The organism is Pseudomonas sp. M5A4_2d (assembly GCF_053345295.1).
Map to the genome: position 1 here is coordinate 1137849 of NZ_JBKEZW010000001.1, position 18097 is coordinate 1155945.

Sequence of the window (18097 nt, forward strand, 5' to 3'; positions counted from 1 at the left end):
GCTGCGACCAGCACGGTACGAATACACTCAAACGAGTGTATGAGTCGTTTGCTGTGCCAATGCGCTCAGAGCGCCACACTGCTGATGATCTGAGTACGGTCATCGGGGTCTGTGACGCTGTTAAATCCCAGCGCATGCGTCAGTTCACGCAGTGGCAGGTTAGTCGCCGCATCGACCGTGTACATCCGTTTGAAGCCATTGGCTCGCGCCGCCGTCATCAGGTGCTGCATCAAAATGCGCCCCAGCCCCAGGCGTTGCCATAGTACGTGTTGGTCCCCGATGAGCTGGCCAACCTGTGCCCGATTCCCGACGGCCTGAGCGACGAACAAGTGCTGATGTGCCCGGACATCATGTCCACCGGTTTTTCCGGCGCCGAACGTGGTGCGGTGAATATTGGCGATACGGTGGCGGTATTTGCCCTGGGGCCTATCGGCTTGTGTGCAGTGGTGGGCGCACGGCTCAAGGGCGCGTCGATGATCATTGGCGTCGACGGCGTGACTGAGCGCATGGGCGTGGCCCGACGCCTGGGGGCCACTCATCTCGTCGACTTCAAGAAAGGCGATGTCGTTGAGCAGATCATGGACCTCACGGACAGTCGCGGAGTGGATGTGGCGATCGAAGCCCTGGGCACCCAAGGCACGTTCGAGTCAGCATTGCGGGTGCTGCGCCCGGGCGGGCGTGTGTCCAGCCTGGGGGTGTACTCCAGCGACTTGCGTATTCCCTATGATGCCTTTGGGGCAGGGCTGGGGGATTACAGCATCGTGTCGACCCTGTGCCCTGGCGGCAAGGAACGCATGCGCCGCTTGATGGCCGTGGTGGCCAGCAGCGGGGTGGACCTGTCGCCGCTGGTGACGCACCGTTTCAAACTCGACGACATCGAAGCCGCCTCAGGGGAGGCGTTCAGCCATCCATGAAATTCGCTAACTTCACATTTATTGAGCTGATGAAACGTTTAACCAAGCGATAAACGGCAGACGCAAGCGCTTGCGTAACGAAATGCAACTGGAATAGAGTCGGCAGCGTTCGACTACAAAAATAATAATTCCAGGAGCTCATGCATGAGCCTTGAACCCTTGCTTGAAATGCAGGGCATCAGCAAAACCTTTAATGGTTTGCGGGTGCTCAAGAACGTCGGCCTGAAGGTTTACCCCGGTGAAATCCACGCCTTGATGGGTGAGAACGGCGCCGGCAAATCAACCTTGATGAAAATCCTCTCCGGCGCCTATCAGGCTGACCCCGGCGGCGAAATCCGCATTGACGGCCAGCCCGTCGCCACGTTTGACCCCGCCACCGCCAAAACCCTCGGCATCGCTGTGATCTACCAGGAACTGAGCCTGTGCCCGAACCTGAGCGTGGCCGAGAACATTTACCTGGGCCGTGAACTGCGGCGTGGCTGGACCATCGACCGCAAAGGCATGCAGAACGGCTGCATCAAGGTGCTGCAACGGCTGGGCGCCGAGTTCAAACCCACGACGCCGGTCAGCAGCCTGTCGATTGCCGAGCGCCAGTTGGTGGAAATCGCCCGTGCGCTGCATGCCCACGCCCGGATCCTGGTGATGGACGAACCGACCACGCCGCTGTCATCGCGCGAGACCGATCGGCTGTTCGCGCTGATCAAACAACTGCGTAGCCAGGGCTTGGCGATCATCTATATCAGCCATCGCATGGCCGAGATCTACGAGTTGTCGGACCGGGTCTCGGTGCTGCGCGACGGCCAGTACATTGGCGAACTGACCCGCGACGCGTTGTCGGCCGAAGTACTGGTGAAAATGATGGTCGGCCGCGACCTCTCCGGTTTCTACAAGAAGGAACACGCCGCCTATAACCCCGGCAACGTAGTGATGCGCGTGCGCGACATGGCCGATGGCAAGCGCGTGCGCAATTGCAGCTTCGACCTGCATGCCGGCGAAGTGCTGGGCATCGCCGGGCTGGTCGGGGCAGGGCGCACCGAACTGGCACGGCTGATCTTCGCCGCCGACCCGCGCACCTCCGGCACCCTGGAAGTGGTGGGCAAGACCGTTACCCAACTGCGCAACCCGGCGGACGCAATCCGCGCCGGCGTGGTGTACCTCACCGAAGACCGCAAGGCCCAGGGCCTGTTCCTGGACATGAGCGTCGCCGACAACATCAACGTTTGTGCCTGTGTGCCGGATGCCCACGCGGGTGGTGTGCTGGACCGTGGCCATGCCGCGCAACGCGCGAATGATGCGATCAAGTCGCTGTCGATTCGCGTGGCCTCCGGCAAGGTCAATGTCGGTGCGCTGTCCGGCGGCAATCAGCAGAAGGTACTGCTGGCGCGGCTGCTGGAGGTCAAGCCGCATGTGCTGATCCTCGACGAACCCACGCGGGGCGTCGACATCGGCTCCAAGTCCGAGATCTACCGCATCATCAATCAACTGGCCCTGGCCGGGGTTGGCATCGTGGTGATCTCCAGCGAGCTGCCGGAAATCATCGGCACCTGCGACCGTGTGCTGATCATGCGCGAAGGCCAGTTGGTGGCCGAAGTTGGCGGGGCCTCCGGCCACGTTATTTCCCAGGAACGTATTATTGACCTCGCCACCGGTGGCGATCAGGTGGCTGCCAATGGTTGATTCAAACAACACGATGACAATTGCGGCGGTGGGTAAGGCCGAACGCGTCCGCGAGCTGATGCGCACGGTGGGCATGCTGCCGGTACTGGTGTTGCTGCTGGTGGGCTTTGCCCTGGCCAGCGAGAACTTCCTGACCGTGCAGAACCTGTCGATCATCACCCAGCAGGCTTCGGTCAACGTGGTGCTGGCGGCGGGCATGACCTTTGTGATCCTCACGGCGGGCATCGACCTGTCCGTCGGCGCGATCCTCGCGGCCTCCGCCGTGGTGGCGCTACAGGCGTCGATGTCGCCGCAGTTCGGCATGTTCGGGATCGCCGCCGGGATCGGTTTCGGTTTGTTGCTGGGCCTGGTCAACGGTGGGCTGATTGCATTCATGCGCTTGCCACCGTTCATCGTCACCCTCGGCGCACTGACTGCCATGCGTGGTCTTGCGCGTTTGCTGGCCGATGATAAAACCGTGTTCAACCCCGACCTGCCATTCGCGTTTATCGGCAATGACTCGATCCTCGGCGTGCCGTGGCTGGTGGTCATCGCCGTGGCGGTGGTGCTTTTGTCGTGGTTCATCCTGCGCCGCACCGTGATGGGCGTGCAGATCTACTCGGTGGGCGGCAACCCGGAGGCCGCGCGGCTGTCGGGGATCAAGGTGTGGAAGGTGTTGCTGTTCGTCTACGCCATGTCCGGTGCATTGGCCGGGCTGGGCGCGGTGATGAGCGCCTCGCGCCTGTTTGCCGCCAATGGCCTGCAACTGGGCCAGTCCTATGAGTTGGATGCGATCGCTGCGGTGATTCTCGGCGGCACCAGTTTTACCGGCGGCGTCGGCACCATCGGCGGCACGTTGATCGGCGCGCTGATTATCGCGGTGCTCACCAATGGCCTGGTGCTGTTGGGGGTGTCGGATATCTGGCAGTACATCATCAAGGGCATCGTGATCATTGGCGCGGTGGCGCTGGATCGCTATCGCCAATCCGGCGCACGTACCTGATTTCACTCCCACAACAATCACAAGAGAGACCCGCATGAACCTTAAACGCCTGTTTCCCGTGCTTGCCTTGGCTGCCCTTATGTCCAACGTCGTGGAAGCCCGGGAGCTCAAAGCCCTCGGCATCAGCATGGGCTCGCTCGGTAACCCGTATTTCGTGACCCTGGCCGACGGTGCCACGGCCCGGGCCAAGGAGCTGAACCCCAACGTCAAGGTCACCTCGGTGTCGGCCGACTATGACCTGAGCAAGCAGTTCTCGCAGATCGACAACTTCATTTCGTCCAAGGTCGACCTGATCCTGCTCAACGCCGTCGATCCGTCGGCGATGGCCTCGGCCATCAAGAAAGCCCGTGACGCCGGAATTGTGGTGGTGGCCGTGGATGTAGACGCCAAAGGCGTCAACGCCACCGTGCAAACCGACAACGTCGAAGCCGGCAAGCTGGCCTGCCAGTTCCTGGTGGACAAGCTCGCGGGCAAAGGCAATGTGATCATCCAGAATGGCCCGCAAGTGACCGCCGTGACCGACCGCGTCAAAGGCTGCAAGGCTGCATTGGCTGGCGCACCGGACATCAAGGTGCTCTCCGACGACCAGGACGGCAAAGGCTCGCGCGAAGGTGGCCTGAATGTGATGCAGGGTTACCTCACTCGATTCCCGAAAATCGACGGTCTGTTTGCGATCAACGACCCGCAGGCCATCGGCAGCGACCTGGCGGCCAAGCAGCTTAAACGCAGCGGTATCGTTATCACCTCGGTGGACGGTGCGCCGGACATCGAGAATGCATTGAAGACAGACACCCAGATCCAGGCCTCGGCCAGTCAGGACCCTTGGGCCATGGCCCAGACCGCGGTGAATGTCGGCAATGACCTTCTCAATGACAAGGCCCCGGCCGAAGCGGTGACCCTGCTCACGCCAAAATTGATTACCCGCGACAACATCGGCACCTACAGCGGCTGGTCGAGCAAACATTGATCCACTGAAGGGGAGCGCGTCGTGATCACCATGGATGACGTGGCGAGCAGAGCGGGTGTGTCGACGTCGACGGTGTCGCACGTGTTGAACGGCACCCGCAAGGTCAGCCCGGCCACGGTGCAGGCGGTGCAGCGCGCGATTCAGGAACTGGGTTACATCCCCAATACCCTGGCGCGCTCGCTGGCCCGATCCAGTACCAGCACGATTGGCGTGGCGATCTCGGCGCTGTCCAACCACTACTTCAGCGAGATGGTGCACGCGATTGAAGCCGAGTGCACAAAGCACGGCTTCATGATGCTGTTTGCCGACCCCCATGACGACCCGGAGCAAGAGCTGCGGGTGGTCACGGCGCTGCATCACCGGCGCGTCGACGGCATTCTGTTGGCACCGTCCACCGGGTCAACGGCTCTGGAGTATCTGCAGGCCAATGACATGCCGACGGTGTTGGTGGACCGCATGATGAGCGAGCAGTTTGATCAGATCGGGGTGGAGAATACCCAGTCCACACTGGCGCTGGTGGCCCACCTGATTGACCACGGGCACCGTCGTATCGGCTTTATCGCCGGGCGATCGGGGCTGGGTACCACCGATGAGCGCGTGGCAGGTTACCGCGCTGCCCTGGCGGCGGCGGGCCTGGTATTTGACCCGCAATTGCTGGTCAATGGCGGTTCCAGCAGCGCGCCGGCGCGGGCCGCTACCGCGCAGTTACTGGGCCTGGCCGCGCCACCGACAGCGATCATGGCGGGCAATAACCTGATGACGCTTGGCGCCATGCACGCCTTGCGTGATGCGCACATTGAAGTACCGGGGCAGATGGCCCTGGTGGGGTTTGATGATTTTGACTGGGCGGATTTTTTCGTGCCGCGCCTGACGTTGATTGCTCAACCGGTCAACGAATTGGGGGCTCGCGCCGTACAAATGTTGCTGCAGCGCATGGCGTCGCCGGCTGCGCCTACGCAAAGTGTGCGCCTGGCACCCCGCCTGCAATACCGTAATTCATGTGGCTGTATTTGATTGGAATGATCCCCGTATGAGCAGTCCTGTTTCCCTCGGCATAGACCTCGGCACTTCGGAACTCAAGGCGATCCTGATGGACGCTGACGGCGAGGTGCTGGCCCACACTGGCGTGCGTTTGAGCGTGTCGCGGCGCCAGAGCGGCTGGTCCGAACAAGCGCCACAAGACTGGTGGCAGGCCTGTTTGCAGGCGCTGGAGCAGTTGCGGGGGCATGAGGCGTATGTCCGTGTGGCGTGTATCGGCCTGTCGGGGCAGATGCACGGCGCGGTGTTGCTGGGGGAAGACGATCGGGTGTTGTACCCGGCGATCCTGTGGGACGACTCGCGCGCGATGGCCGAGGCCGAACAACTCGGTGCCGGGTTTGCCGAGGTCACCGGCAGCTTGCCGATGGCCGGGCTCACGGCGCCGAAACTGCTGTGGCTGCAGCGGCATGAACCCGAGGTGTTCAAGGCGATTGATTGCGTGCTGTCCCCCAAGGATTACCTGCGCCTACGCCTGACGGGCGAACGCATCAGCGAGATGTCGGATGCCGCCGGCACGCTGTGGCTGGATGTGGCGCAGCGTGAATGGTTTGCGCCCATGGTGCGCGCCACGGGCCTGACGCCTGCGCAGATGCCCAGGCTGGTGGAGGGCGGCGCGGCAAGTGCGTGTTTGACCGCGAGCGACTTGGGCCTTTCGCCTGAGGTCGTGATTGCCGGCGGTGGCGGCGACAACCCGGTGGCCGCCGTCGGCATCGGCGCGATCAATGCCGGTGATGGCTTCATTACGCTGGGCACCAGCGCGGCGATTGTCGCGATTACCGATCATGCCGCGGGGAATCCGGCCAGCGCCGTGCACAGCTTCTGCCACGCGCTGCCGAACCGCTGGTACACCATGGGCGCGATGCTGGCCGGTGCCAGTTGTTTGCGTTGGGTGACGCGGCTGACCGGTATGCCGGATGAGCAGACGTTGTTGGATCGGGTGCAGGCGCAATTGCCCATCACACAGCCAGTGCCATTGGACACGCCGCTGTTCCTGCCCTACCTGGCCGGTGAGCGCACGCCGCATAACGATCCTTTATTGCGCGGCGGTTTTATGAGCCTGGGCCACGATTGCACGCCGGCCATGCTCGGTTATGCGGTCATGGAAGGCGTGGGTTTTGGTTTGCTGGATGCCCTGCGCGCCGTGCAAGCGGCCGGCGCCAGCGTGGGGGCTTGCGCCCTGGTCGGTGGCGGGGCGCGCAGCGAATACTGGGCGCAGTTGCTGGCCAATATCCTGCAGCGCGAGATAGTGACCTTGCAGGGCAGTGAATTGAGCGCCTGCATTGGCGCCGCGAAACTTGGGTTTCTGGCGATCGGGCAGGGCGCAGCCTTGTTGCAGGCGGGCATGCCGGTCAAGGCGCGGTACTTGCCGGACACCGCGCAACAGCCGAGGCTGGAAGCGCGTTATCGCAAGTTCCAGGGTTTACACGCTGCGGCAAAGGCGCTGCACGACTGATCAACCTCCTGGTGACTTTTGTTGTGGCAAGCCCCAATGCCGTTCAGTTAAGCGCAGATCCCACATTGGATCCTCGCTGCTTTTAGCATTGCGTTTGCTTACCTGAACGGCATTATGGCAAGCCCGCCCGCCACAGCAGCGGGGGCCGCACTGGATCAAGCGGCTTGACTGGCCAGACTGCGCAGCACGCTGTCCAGCGAGGTGGTGCCCTTGAGCACGGGGTCGTGCTCGAAACAGATCCAGCCTTCGTTGAATCCATCGACCATGCGCATGCGCGGCGTTGGGTTTTGTGCGCCTTGGGCGCGAAGCAAGGTTTCCCAGGTCTCGCGTTCGACCACTTCGGCCTTCACGTCACGGCCCAGGAGTTGCCCCAGAGACTGGGCAATGTCGTTCGGGCTCACCCATTGGCCTTCCAACTCGACCACACGGCGGCCGGCCCAGTCTTGCTGCAACAGCTGCGCGGCGAGGGTGCCGATGTCGGCCGTGGCAACCATCGGCACGCGCTTGTCGAGCGGTTGCAGGAAACTATGGATCAGCCCGGTGTCACGCGCGGTAGTGACATCGTACGCCGCGTTCTCCATGAACCAGGCCGGGCGCAGGAAGGTCACGGGGATGTCCAGGGCAATCAGCGCTTGCTCCATCAGCGTGCGCTGAGTCAGCAGGTTGAGCTCTGTGGCTTGGGCGCCGATGGTCGACAGGCACAGCACCTTGTGTGGCGCGGCGGCCTTGAGGGCCTGGCTGACAGCAACGATCACCGCACGTGCTTCAGGAAACCCGGGCTGCGGGTCAAAATCCGACGGCGGCAGAATGAACACGCCCGTGGCACCTTTGAACGCCTCAGTCAGTGCCTGTGCATCTTCCATCCGAGCCAAGGCGATCTCGCAACCCAGGTCGGCCCAATAAGCCGCTTTGCCGGGATCGCGAATCACCGCGCGCACCGGTTGCTGCGCTGCGATGAGCGTACGCGCCAACGCGCCGCCGACCTTGCCTGTAATACCTGTAATGACGTACATGCGCTTTACACCTGTGGGTTCCAATGAGTGGAGCCCAGCATAAAGACCGGCCAGTGATGACAGAATAGCGATTCCGTCACTGCTTTAATGACCCTCAGTCATTAATCGGCCAGCGGCGGCAAACGCCGTTTTACCGGGGTTTTCTTGACGATGGCGGTGTTGGTTTCGGCATAGGCGTTGAGCCGGTCGAGCAGGCTGTCGAGGTGATCCATGGTGCGAACGTGCAGGCGCGCAATAAAGCAGTCATCGCCGGTGACTTTGTCGCACTCGGTGAACTCCGGGATCGCCTGGATCTGGCGCTCCACCTCCTGCAATTTGCCGGGCAACGGACGGATGCGCACGATGGCTTGCAACAAATAGCCGAAGTGTTTGGGGTCGATGTCGACGGTGTAGTGGGTCAGCACGCCGCGCTCTTCGAGGCGGCGCAGGCGTTCGCCAACACTGGGCGATGACAGCCCGGTGATACCCGCCAGTGCCTTGAGGGACAGGCGCGAGTCGTCCATCAAGGCGGCGATCAGTTGCTGGTCGATGGTGTCAATCATGCGGTGTGCCTAATAAGAAAAGGTGATTGCGGCGTTTTGCCTTGTTTAGTCGCTGGAGCGGCTGACACTCAGATTGCCATAATTGAGCCTCACTTGAGGAGCCTCCATCGTGGACACATCTATCCGTCGCGGGTCGTGGGAAATGGTTGCCGCCATGCTGATTTCGGGCACCATCGGCTGGTTTGTGCTGGTGTCGGGCGTATCGGTGATCGAAGTGGTGTTCTGGCGCTGCGTGATAGGCGCGCTGACGCTGTTGCTGGTCTGTGCGTTGCTGGGTTACCTGCGACTGGACCTGCTCACCTGGGCCAAGCTTGGCCTGGCGATGCTCAGCGGCGTGGCCATTGTCGGCAATTGGCTACTGTTGTTCGAATCCTATTCGCGCGCGTCCATCGCCATCAGTACCGCGGTGTATAACGTGCAGCCGTTCATGCTGGTGATGCTGGCGGCGGTATTTCTCGGCGAAAAAATCACCGTGCAGAAACTCGCGTGGTTGAGCGTGGCGTTCCTGGGCATGTTGGCGATTGTCACCGCCCATGGCGAGCAGCAAAGCGGTGGCGGGGATTACCTGGCGGGTATCGCTTTGGCCTTGGGCGCAGCGTTCTTATATGCGATTGCGGCGCTGATCATCAAGCGCTTGAAAGAAGTGCCTGCGCACTTGATGGCGTTGATTCAAGTGATCACTGGCGCATTGCTGTTGGCGCCGTTAGTGCCTTGGAACAGCTTGCCCGCCACCCAAAATGCCTGGGCTGCGCTGGCGACGCTGGGCGTTGTGCACACGGGCCTGATGTATGTGTTGCTGTACGGGGCGATCCAGAAACTGCCGACCGCGATGACCGGCGCGCTGTCGTTTATCTACCCAATTGCGGCGATTGTTGTCGACTGGATTGCCTTTGGGCATCGCCTGGGTTGGCTGCAATGGCTGGGGGTTGTTGCGATTCTGTTAGCGGCAGCAGGGTTGCAGCGGGGCTGGTGGTGGCCCCGCTCCCCAAGGGCTAGTGCGTGCCCTGAAAGATGATATTTTCCGGGTCGAAATGGCCCACGCCGCTGCCCGGCAGCGGTAACCCAAGGATATGCCCCTTGATCTTGCCCACCACGTGCATCTCGCATGGCTTGCAGTCGAACTTCAAGGTCAGCACTTCGTCGCCGTGGATCAACTGCATCGGCGCGACTTTGGTCTTCACGCCCGTCACACCCTTGGCCTGTTTAGGGCACAGGTTGAACGAGAACCGCAGGCAGTGCTTGGTGATCATCACCGGCACTTCGCCGGTTTCTTCGTGGGCTTCGAAGGCCGCATCAATCAGCTTCACGCCGTGACGATGGTAGAAGTCACGGGCTTTCTGGTTGTAGACGTTGGCCAGGAACGACAAATGCGCTTCCGGGTACACCGGCGGCGGCGAGGTCTCGGCTTTGCGCCCACCTCGCGGGTGAGCCGCGACGCGTGCGGCCGTCAGCGCTTCGATCACTTCGCGGCGCAATGCCTTGAGCTGCGAGTTGGGGATGAAGAACGCCTGGGGCGCATCCAGTTCGATGTGCGTGGCGTGGTACTCGGTGGTGCCGAGTTGGCCAAGCAAATCGCGCAGTGTATCCAGCGCCTGCTCCGGCTTGTTGGCCACGCCAAACGGGCCGGGCAGGGTAACGCTGGCGCGGATGCCTTCTTCGCTGGTAGCGGTGACTTCCAGCTGATCTTCACGCAGGCGTGCTACCCACGACAGACCGATACGGCGCTCGGCCGAGGTCTTGAGCAGCGCCTGTTGCCAGTTATGGTCCAGGTTGCGGTTCAGCGGGTGATTCGGGCGCAGTTGATGCAGCCCGGCCGGCATTTCATTCGGCTCGACGCGGTAACGGTAACGCTTCTTGCCGTCTTCCTCGAACTCGCCTTTGGCTTCTGCGATGTTGGCGCGGAAACCCACGACTTCACGTTTAACCAGCACATTGAGGCCGTCGCCGTTGGACAGCGGCTCATGGGTGACCACTTGCAGGTCGCGCTTGCCGGCTTTTTCCACCACACCCACCGGCAGGCCGGTAAAGGTCGGGGTGTCGAAAGCGCCGATGTCGATCTTGCGATCACTGACGAAGTAGTCAGTGCTGCCACGGTGGAAAGTTTTTTCCGGGTCGGGCAGGAAGAAATGCGCAGTACGGCCGCTGGACGCGCGGGCCAGGTCCGGGCGGTCTTCGAGGATTTCGTCGAGACGCTGGCGGTAATAGGCGGTGATGTTCTTCACATAGCCCATGTCCTTGTAGCGACCTTCGATCTTGAACGAACGCACACCGGCTTCGACCAGCGCGCGAATGTTGGCGCTCTGGTTGTTGTCTTTCATCGACAGCAGGTGCTTTTCAAAGGCCACGACGCGGCCCTGGTCATCTTTCAAGGTGTACGGCAGGCGGCAGGCCTGGGAGCAGTCGCCACGGTTGGCACTGCGGCCATTTTGCGCGTGGGAGATATTGCACTGCCCGGAGAACGCCACGCACAAGGCGCCGTGGATAAAGAACTCGATGGCGGCATCGGTTTCATCGGCGATCGCGCGAATTTCTTGCAGGTTCAGCTCACGGGCCAATACCAACTGCGAGAAACCGGCCTGGTCGAGAAACTTGGCGCGGCCCAGGGTGCGGATGTCGGTCTGGGTACTGGCGTGCAGCTCAATCGGCGGAATATCCAGCTCCATCACGCCCAGGTCTTGCACGATCAGCGCATCGACACCGGCGTCGTACAGCTGATGGATCAGCTTGCGCGCAGGTTCCAGCTCGTTGTCATGCAGGATGGTGTTGATGGTGGTGAACACGCGGGCGTGGTAACGGCGGGCGAATTCGACCAGTTGAGCGATATCGCTCACCTCGTTACACGCATTGTGGCGGGCGCCGAAGCTTGGGCCGCCGATGTAGATGGCGTCGGCGCCATGCAAGATAGCCTCGCGCGCGATGGCGACATCGCGGGCAGGGCTGAGCAATTCCAGGTGATGCTTGGGCAAGGACATAGTTTTTTTAGTCAGGCTTGTCACGGTTGAGGCGTGCATTGTAGCCGTGAAATGCCTGACCGGCATCTACCACAGGGCTGTCAGGCCTTGGCGGCCATCGCGGTGACTTCCACACGCATGCCTTCAACGGCCAGGGCCGCTACGCCGACGGCAGCGCGAACAGGCCAGGGCTTGGCAAAAAATCGCTTGTAGACTTCGTTGAATGCAGCCCGATCAGCCATGTCGGTGAGGTAGATGGTCAGGTGCATGACCCGGTCCATGGAACTGCCGGCTTTTTCCAGCGCCACCTTCAACGCTTGCAATGTGCATTCGCTCTGCAGGGTGATATCACCCAGTTCCAGACTACCGTCGGCGTGGGTCGGGATCTGCGTGGAGACCAGAATGCCGTTGAAGCCGATAACGTCGGAGGAAATGGAATCGGCATCCGGATCGGGGGTGTAGGTCAGGTCGTGGTTGGCCATGGTGTTTTCCTGGCAGGCAAAAAAGGGGCGTCAATTTAAACACAGGGTCACCGCGATTCGGCGCAAAACTCACCGGACAATTGACGTCAATTAATAATTATTTTTCGACTATCAAGTCGCGTATTTCCGTGTCGATAGTGCAATGGAGTAACCCAGATTCTGCGCACAAACGAGGGTATGTCATGTTCAATAAAACACTCAAAACAGAACTGACGGCCAGGACGGCCGAAGTCGTCGAGTATAAAGGACTGATTACTGCACTCGAGCGCTCTATGGCGGTGGTCGAATTCGACACAAATGGCAAAGTGCTACGCGCCAACGAAAACTTTATGAACACCCTGGGTTATAGCGCCGATCAATTGGTCGGCAAGGCCCATCGTGATTTCTGTTTACCTGCGCTGACCAGCAGCCCGGCCTATGCGGCGTTATGGAACGACCTCAAGGCGGGGAAGTTCGTATCAGGCACCTTCAAGCGCGTGACCCGTGACGGCCGCGTTGTTTGGCTGGAGGCCAGTTATAACCCGGTGCTGGATGAACGTGGCCAGGTCATAAAAGTGGTCAAGTACGCGCTGGACATTACCCGCAAAGTCGAACAGGAAGCGGCCATCCACAGCAAACTGGTTGCGCTGGACCGGGCGATGGCGGTGATCGAGTTTGACTTGAAAGGGCAAATCCTGGATGCCAATGAAAACTTCCTCAACGTGATGGGGTATTCACTCGCGGAACTCAAAGGCAAACACCACCGCATGTTTTGCGAGCCCGACTTGATCAATAGCCACGAGTACACCGACTTCTGGCGTCGCCTTAATAATGGCGAATTTTTTACCGGGCAATTCAAGCGTGTGGGCAAGCACGGTCGCGCCGTATGGCTGGAAGCCAGTTACAACCCGGTGTATGACGGCGATGGCACCTTGATCAAGATTGTCAAATTTGCCAGCGACATCACCGAGCGCGTGGAAAAGTTCGAGGAAGATTCACGAGGCGCTTCACGGGCTTACCATATTTCATCCGAAACAGAGCGATTCGCCGAACATGGCACACAGGTGATTCAAGAAACCGCCAGTGAAATGCGCCGGATTGCGGACAACATCGGCGTCTCCGCCCGGCTGGTGGGCCAACTGGGCGATCGCTCCGAACAGATTACCGCCATCGTCAATACCATCCGCGGCATCGCTGACCAGACCAATCTGCTGGCGCTCAACGCTGCCATCGAGGCGGCGCGGGCAGGTGATCAGGGCCGTGGCTTTGCGGTGGTGGCCGATGAGGTACGGCAACTGGCAGGGCGGACCAGCGGTTCAACAGCGGAGATTGCCGAGATGATCAGCATGATCTTGTCGGAGACCCGTGATGCCGTTGCCAGTATGAATGCCACTCAGGAAGGCGCGCAGCGTGGTGTAAGCCTGGCTGACCAGGCGGGTTCGGTGATCCTGCAGATTCGCACCAGCACCAGCGATGCCGTACAAGCCGTGAGCATGTTTGCCTCAAAGATGGATGAGTCTGAGGTCATTCCGAAAGCCGCGGTCGGCTGGGTTGGATAATGGCAGTGCGCCGGCCAGCGTAAGAGCCGGTCGGCGTACTGAACGCCTTACAAAAGGGTGAACGGGTAGTCGACGATCACCCGCAGCTCATTCAACTTGCCGTCGCGCTGATCGGCATTCGATGAAACCATGGCGTCACGCACGCGCAGCGACAGGTTTTTCGCCGGGCCGCTCTGGAGTACGTATTTGGCCTCCACATCGGTTTCGTGGTGGTCGCCATCCGCGCCGTAGTCGCCGGCATAGGCGCTGTTGGCGGGGGTGTGGGTGCCATTGATGTCCGAGCCGTTGATGTAGCGGGTCATGAAGCTCAGGCCCGGCACGCCATAACTGGCCATGTTCAGGTCATACCGCACGCCCCAGGATTGTTCCCCCGGGCCGTTGAAGTCGCCCCATTGCACCGAGTTGGCCAACAAGACCGAGTCGCCGCCTTCGCCTGCGCCGTTGTCGCCGGTGCCGATGTAGTCGAACGGCGTGTCGCCATGCACTTTCTGGAACGACAAGGTCAGGGTGTGGGCCGCCAGGAACGAATAGGCCGCCGCCACCGAGTAGGTGGTGTTGTTGATTGCCCCGGCTTTGGCGCTGCCGGTGTCGAGGGTGCGGTACAGGTTGCCGTCCAGTGCCAGCGACTGGTCATGCCCCAATGGCAATACGTAATTGAGGTTGGTGTAGTACTGGCGCCAGATATCTTCCAGCTCGCCGGCATACACGGTCGCGCTCAAGGACGGTGTGAAGGTGTATTTGCCGCCGATGAAACTGGCACTGTTGGCGGCCACGTTGGCATAGGTCGCATAGATATCGTGGTCATGGTTGCTGGTCATGCCGCTGTTGGTGCTGGTGAAGTGCCCGGCTTCCAGGTCCAGGCCGGCGATTTCACTGCTGGTCAGGTCAAAACCGGTGGCCGTCTGCGGCAAAATGCGTGTGCCGCCAGTGGCGAAGACCGGTGCGGTGGGCTGCATATCACCAAATTTCAGCTGGGTCTTGGAGACCTTGATTTTCACCGCTGCGCCCACTGAACCGTAGCCATTTGCAGGGTCGCCATTTCGGTCGGTCGGCAGCTCACCGGTGCCGGCATCTGCGTGGGTAGCGTCGAGCTTCATCGCGCCGTACGCATAGGCATCCACGCCAAACCCAATCGTGCCCTGGGTAAAGCCCGAGGCGTAATTGAGCATCGCGCCCTGGGTCCAGTCGCGGTTGTCGGCCTTGCCGCTTTGGCGATCGCGATCGAAGTAATAGTTACGCAACAGGCCGGTAATGCTGCTGCCCTCGATAAAGCCTTTGGAATCTGCCTGGTCGGTGACAGACTCGGCGAGGGCCATTTGGCTGACACTGGCGCACACCGCCAGCGTTAACAGGCTCCACTGTTTGATCATGTTGTTACTTCCCCGGAATAATTAACGCGTGCACAGAAACACCGCATTTTTTGGACGGAACTTAGGTGTTATGGGCAGATGTTTTCAAGTGAGCGACAGGCTGTTTTTATTGTGCTCGACGTGTTTGTCGAGGCTGATTTTTATCATATTTTTCGCCACCTGCAGCGTTGCCGGCGATTAAACTCGATTAATTAAACTTCACTTCTTTTAATCAGCCGCAGGTGTAGCGTTGATAGGGTCTTAGCCGCTCTGCTTCGACAAAAACCTTTGGTTTGCCGCCGCAGGCTCTGCGGCGGATTTTTTAGACGTGGTTAAATAAACTTAGATAAATATTTATAGTCGGAAGTCTCCATCACTGATGGCGATTTGATTCTGCTTGTCTCAATTATTTGTGTGTAACAAGACTGTTGCACATACCCCCCAATAATCCTCTCTCCCACGCCAGCTCCAGGAGACAGGTCATGCAGGTCAACCCGGTCGACAGCACACCCACAGCGCGCGATAACGGCAATTGGAATAAAGCGGTATCCAGGGCAGTAGGCACCCCACCGAGCGACAACCGCCTCGGCCCCGATACAAAGCGCCCTCAGGGTGACTTTCGCACCGCGCAGCAGATCATCGACGAGAACCCTCTGCTGAAAAACCTCGGCAACCAGAGCGGTGTGAAAGACAAGCTGCGTGAGCGCGTGGGGGATTTCGAGCACGATCCGGACGCCGCCTACCGCGCGAGTCGGGTGCTGGAGCACATTGAGAAACTCGATGAAAACGGCAAACCGACCGTTAAACGCTCAGAGTTCAACGAGGCCGGTAATGGCAAGATCGACGGGTTCACCAAGGGCGGTGATGCCCGTCACGGCACTGAAGCCGGGCGCTTGCAGGACTTCGGCAAGTACGGCTGGGACACCCTCAAGGGCGATCTGCCGGTCACACCACCCAAGACGCCGCCCAAAGGCGATGCTCCGTCCAACCATCTGCCCTTGCCGGGAGAAGGCAGGCCGATGGGCGATACCCGCAGCGCGCAGCAGATCATTGAAGACAACCCCTTGCTGAAAAACCTCGGCAACCAGAGCGGCGTGAAAGACAAGCTGCGCGAGCGTGTCGGCGACTTCGAGCACGACCCGGATGCCGCCTGGCGTGCGGCCCAGGTGCTCAATTACGTCGAGAACTACGACGAAACCGGCAAACACATTGAAGGCGCCAACGTCGGCAATGGCAGCATCGACGGCTTCACCAAAGATGGCGAAGCGCGTCACGGCACGGAAGCAGGGCGCCTGCAGGATTTTGGCAAATACGGCTACGACAACCTCAAGGGCCTGGACGGCAACAGCGCCGACGACCAGATAAAGGACTTGAATGCCAAGGCCACTGAAGAGGCGGTCAAGGCGGCCGGTGGCGACGCCTCCAAGGTCGGCGCCGACTATTTTGTCAGCGGCACCAGCAGCGCCAGCGGTGCCGATAAAACGGCGGCGATCATCCAGTTGTCGACCGGCCTGGCCAACTATAAGGCCGGTGCGGATGCGTTCGCGCACCAGGGGCCGGACGGGGCCAATGAGTGGTCCGGCGACGGCAAATCACCCGGCCAGCAGCGCGAAGATTTTATTCACGATGTGCAAGGCCGCATCGACAAACTCAGCAAAGACCCGGACGTGCAGCAGTTCCTCAACACCCAGGGCACCGAGCAATTGCAGAAAAGGGTCGCTGCCGACCCGGCCTTGAAGGCCGAGATGGAACGCCGCCTGGAAGCGTCATCGAGCACCGACGCGCTGCAAAGCGCGTTTGCCGCCAAGGGCGTCAGCACCTCGGATGCACTGTCGAGCTTTATCAAATACCCGGACTTCTACGCCCAGGCGTTGGGCAAGCAACCGGACTACAAAAAAGCCCTGGAAAACGCCCCGCTAGCCATCAAGGACAAGGTCAAGTCCGAATACGCGGACATCACCTCCGGCAAGCAAATGAACGACCTGATCGCCAGCGGCGTGCCGGCGGACAAAGCGGTGATTCAGTCCGGTGTGAACAAAGCGATCTTCGACGCGGTACTGGATGACAAAACCGTGCAGGCCGGCAGCGCCAGCTTTAACGATGCGGCCGCCAAGATGGGCCGTGAAGACGTGCTCAAAGGCCAGTCCATCGATGATTTCTACCGTGGCCTCGGGGTTACCGGCGCCAATGATCCACGTCTCGAGCAGGTCATCAACGACAACATTGCCGCGTTCACAGCGCCCGGCGAAGCACCGCCCAAGACTGCCGATATCATCAGCGGTATCCGTGCGGTGGAGGACGCCATGCGCGGCGGCGCCAAGTTCGACGACGCCATCAAGAAAGTCCAGAGCACTTGGGGCGGCAAGCTGCCGGCCGGGGTCAGCGCGGCTTACAAGGCCGGGGTCATGCACGGCGTGTCCGGCGTATTGTTGGCCGGCGCCATCGGCACGCGGATCGCCAGTGGCAAGGGCGGCAGCACTGCGCAGACAGTGGGCCAGTCGTTCCAGGCGGCGGGCCTGTTCATGGAAGGCGGCGCCAAATTTGTCCAGGACCAGTTCGACCGCACCCAGCAAGGCACCTACAAGTTTGATGCACCCAAGTTTGTCAAAGATGTAGAGAATATCGGCAAGAGCCTCGGCGGCGTGGCCGGTAACGTGTTGGGTCTGGTCACCGGGGCGCTATCCGCCAAAAACTCGGCCCAGAGTGGCGACAAGGTCGCCGCAGGCTTCCAGGGCACCTTCGCAGGCCTCAACGGTTTGTCCGCCGTCGCCGGTGCGGTGGAAGTCGCCACTTACGTGGTGCCGCGCATTACCACGGTTGCAGCCGGTGTTGCCGAGGCCGCGGGGGCGATTGGCGGGGCTGCAGGTGCGTTGGCGGGTGCCGTGGGCGGCATCGCGGCGGTGGGTGGTTTGATCTACGCGATCATTGCCGACATCAAGGCCGACAATGCGCGTAAGAAACAGCAAGAGGATTGGTACAAAGGGCTCACGGATCAGCTCAATGGTTTCGGCGTCACGCCGCCGCCATTGGACGTCATCATTGCGCCGAAAAATGGCTACATTGACGTGGGGAATCCCAACGCCAATTACTGACTGACGCAGGCCTTTGCAACCAACACCGTCGAAATGGCGGTGTTGTTGTTTTTGCGGCTTGCCGCGAAAAATACATGCCCTATCATGGCGCACGCTCTC

At 60.7% G+C, this 18097-nt stretch carries 13 protein-coding genes and 3 pseudogenes; 10 read left to right on the plus strand and 6 right to left on the minus strand.

Annotated elements, in window-relative coordinates; all coding sequences use genetic code 11:
* Nucleotides 1-65: 65 nt before the first annotated feature.
* Nucleotides 66-329: an N-acetyltransferase family protein gene (locus tag ACLBW8_RS05210; RefSeq protein WP_447804782.1), complete on the minus strand. Its 264-nt coding sequence runs from the start codon at nt 327-329 to the stop codon at nt 66-68.
* Here ACLBW8_RS05210 and ACLBW8_RS05215 point away from each other — a divergent pair.
* From ACLBW8_RS05215 to xylB, 6 genes and pseudogenes are all read left to right on the plus strand, one after another.
* A pseudogene (locus ACLBW8_RS05215) lies at nt 264-914 on the plus strand (zinc-binding dehydrogenase); the annotation flags it as partial. The gene ACLBW8_RS05210 and the pseudogene ACLBW8_RS05215 overlap by 66 nt on opposite strands.
* Before the next feature lie 144 nt (nt 915-1058).
* Nucleotides 1059-2591, plus strand: a complete 1533-nt coding sequence (locus tag ACLBW8_RS05220; protein WP_447804783.1) for a sugar ABC transporter ATP-binding protein — start codon at nt 1059-1061, stop codon at nt 2589-2591.
* 13 nt (nt 2592-2604) lie between these two features.
* Nucleotides 2605-3573 (plus strand): ABC transporter permease subunit, encoded by a 969-nt coding sequence (locus ACLBW8_RS05225; protein WP_064454933.1) that lies wholly within the window; start codon nt 2605-2607, stop codon nt 3571-3573.
* A gap of 34 nt (nt 3574-3607) precedes the next feature.
* Nucleotides 3608-4540, plus strand: coding sequence for an ABC transporter substrate-binding protein (locus ACLBW8_RS05230; protein ID WP_221294690.1), 933 nt, complete (start codon nt 3608-3610; stop codon nt 4538-4540).
* A 21-nt stretch (nt 4541-4561) separates the two neighbouring features.
* Nucleotides 4562-5554 (plus strand): LacI family DNA-binding transcriptional regulator, encoded by a 993-nt coding sequence (locus tag ACLBW8_RS05235; protein WP_447804784.1) that lies wholly within the window; start codon nt 4562-4564, stop codon nt 5552-5554.
* Nucleotides 5555-5570: 16 nt separating this feature from the next.
* A complete protein-coding gene (gene xylB, locus ACLBW8_RS05240; protein WP_447804785.1) occupies nt 5571-7031 on the plus strand; it encodes a xylulokinase in 1461 nt (486 codons plus the stop codon).
* A gap of 155 nt (nt 7032-7186) precedes the next feature.
* Here the strand turns inward: xylB and ACLBW8_RS05245 are convergent, their stop codons facing one another.
* Together ACLBW8_RS05245 and ACLBW8_RS05250 are read right to left on the minus strand one after the other, a co-directional pair.
* The gene (locus ACLBW8_RS05245; RefSeq protein WP_447804786.1) at nt 7187-8044 is read right to left on the minus strand and encodes an NmrA family NAD(P)-binding protein; all 858 of its coding nucleotides are present in this window, start codon (nt 8042-8044) and stop codon (nt 7187-7189) included.
* 101 nt (nt 8045-8145) lie between these two features.
* A complete protein-coding gene (locus ACLBW8_RS05250) occupies nt 8146-8586 on the minus strand; it encodes an Lrp/AsnC family transcriptional regulator (RefSeq protein WP_064452370.1) in 441 nt (146 codons plus the stop codon).
* 109 nt (nt 8587-8695) lie between these two features.
* Between ACLBW8_RS05250 and ACLBW8_RS05255 the strand changes: the two genes are divergently transcribed.
* Nucleotides 8696-9601, plus strand: a complete 906-nt coding sequence (locus ACLBW8_RS05255; RefSeq protein WP_447804787.1) for a DMT family transporter — start codon at nt 8696-8698, stop codon at nt 9599-9601.
* Here the strand turns inward: ACLBW8_RS05255 and ACLBW8_RS05260 are convergent.
* Both ACLBW8_RS05260 and ACLBW8_RS05265 read right to left on the minus strand, forming a co-directional pair.
* Nucleotides 9579-11558: a peptidase U32 family protein gene (locus tag ACLBW8_RS05260; protein WP_262667941.1), complete on the minus strand. Its 1980-nt coding sequence runs from the start codon at nt 11556-11558 to the stop codon at nt 9579-9581. The two genes, ACLBW8_RS05255 and ACLBW8_RS05260, sit on opposite strands and share 23 nt — an antisense overlap.
* A gap of 80 nt (nt 11559-11638) precedes the next feature.
* Nucleotides 11639-12019 carry a RidA family protein gene (locus ACLBW8_RS05265; RefSeq protein WP_053256117.1) on the minus strand — a complete coding sequence of 127 codons (381 nt, stop codon included), beginning with the start codon at nt 12017-12019 and terminating at the stop codon, nt 11639-11641.
* 182 nt (nt 12020-12201) lie between these two features.
* On the opposite strand from ACLBW8_RS05265, the pseudogene ACLBW8_RS05270 reads away from it, so the two are divergent.
* A pseudogene (locus tag ACLBW8_RS05270) lies at nt 12202-12969 on the plus strand (PAS domain-containing protein); the annotation flags it as partial.
* Nucleotides 12970-13080: 111 nt separating this feature from the next.
* Nucleotides 13081-13557, plus strand: a pseudogene (locus ACLBW8_RS05275) (methyl-accepting chemotaxis protein); the annotation flags it as partial.
* 47 nt (nt 13558-13604) lie between these two features.
* Here the strand turns inward: ACLBW8_RS05275 and ACLBW8_RS05280 are convergent.
* Complete coding sequence (locus ACLBW8_RS05280; RefSeq protein ID WP_128590007.1) at nt 13605-14927, minus strand: OprD family porin; 1323 nt, start codon at nt 14925-14927, stop codon at nt 13605-13607.
* Between the two features lie 461 nt (nt 14928-15388).
* Between ACLBW8_RS05280 and ACLBW8_RS05285 the strand changes: the two genes are divergently transcribed.
* Nucleotides 15389-17998: a hypothetical protein gene (locus tag ACLBW8_RS05285; RefSeq protein ID WP_447804788.1), complete on the plus strand. Its 2610-nt coding sequence runs from the start codon at nt 15389-15391 to the stop codon at nt 17996-17998.
* Nucleotides 17999-18097: the final 99 nt, after the last annotated feature.

What these genes read in the sequence shown, in the direction of transcription:
- ACLBW8_RS05220 (WP_447804783.1), top strand. Translation starts at nt 1,059, where the DNA reads ATGAGCCTTGAACCCTTGCTTGAAATGCAGGGCATCAGCAAAACCTTT.
- ACLBW8_RS05225 (WP_064454933.1), top strand. Translation starts at nt 2,605, where the DNA reads ATGACAATTGCGGCGGTGGGTAAGGCCGAACGCGTCCGCGAGCTGATG.
- ACLBW8_RS05230 (WP_221294690.1), top strand. Translation starts at nt 3,608, where the DNA reads ATGAACCTTAAACGCCTGTTTCCCGTGCTTGCCTTGGCTGCCCTTATG.
- xylB (WP_447804785.1), top strand. Translation starts at nt 5,571, where the DNA reads ATGAGCAGTCCTGTTTCCCTCGGCATAGACCTCGGCACTTCGGAACTC.
- ACLBW8_RS05245 (WP_447804786.1), bottom strand. Translation starts at nt 8,044, where the DNA reads ATGTACGTCATTACAGGTATTACAGGCAAGGTCGGCGGCGCGTTGGCG.
- ACLBW8_RS05250 (WP_064452370.1), bottom strand. Translation starts at nt 8,586, where the DNA reads ATGATTGACACCATCGACCAGCAACTGATCGCCGCCTTGATGGACGAC.
- ACLBW8_RS05260 (WP_262667941.1), bottom strand. Translation starts at nt 11,558, where the DNA reads ATGTCCTTGCCCAAGCATCACCTGGAATTGCTCAGCCCTGCCCGCGAT.
- ACLBW8_RS05265 (WP_053256117.1), bottom strand. Translation starts at nt 12,019, where the DNA reads ATGGCCAACCACGACCTGACCTACACCCCCGATCCGGATGCCGATTCC.
- ACLBW8_RS05280 (WP_128590007.1), bottom strand. Translation starts at nt 14,927, where the DNA reads ATGATCAAACAGTGGAGCCTGTTAACGCTGGCGGTGTGCGCCAGTGTC.
- ACLBW8_RS05285 (WP_447804788.1), top strand. Translation starts at nt 15,389, where the DNA reads ATGCAGGTCAACCCGGTCGACAGCACACCCACAGCGCGCGATAACGGC.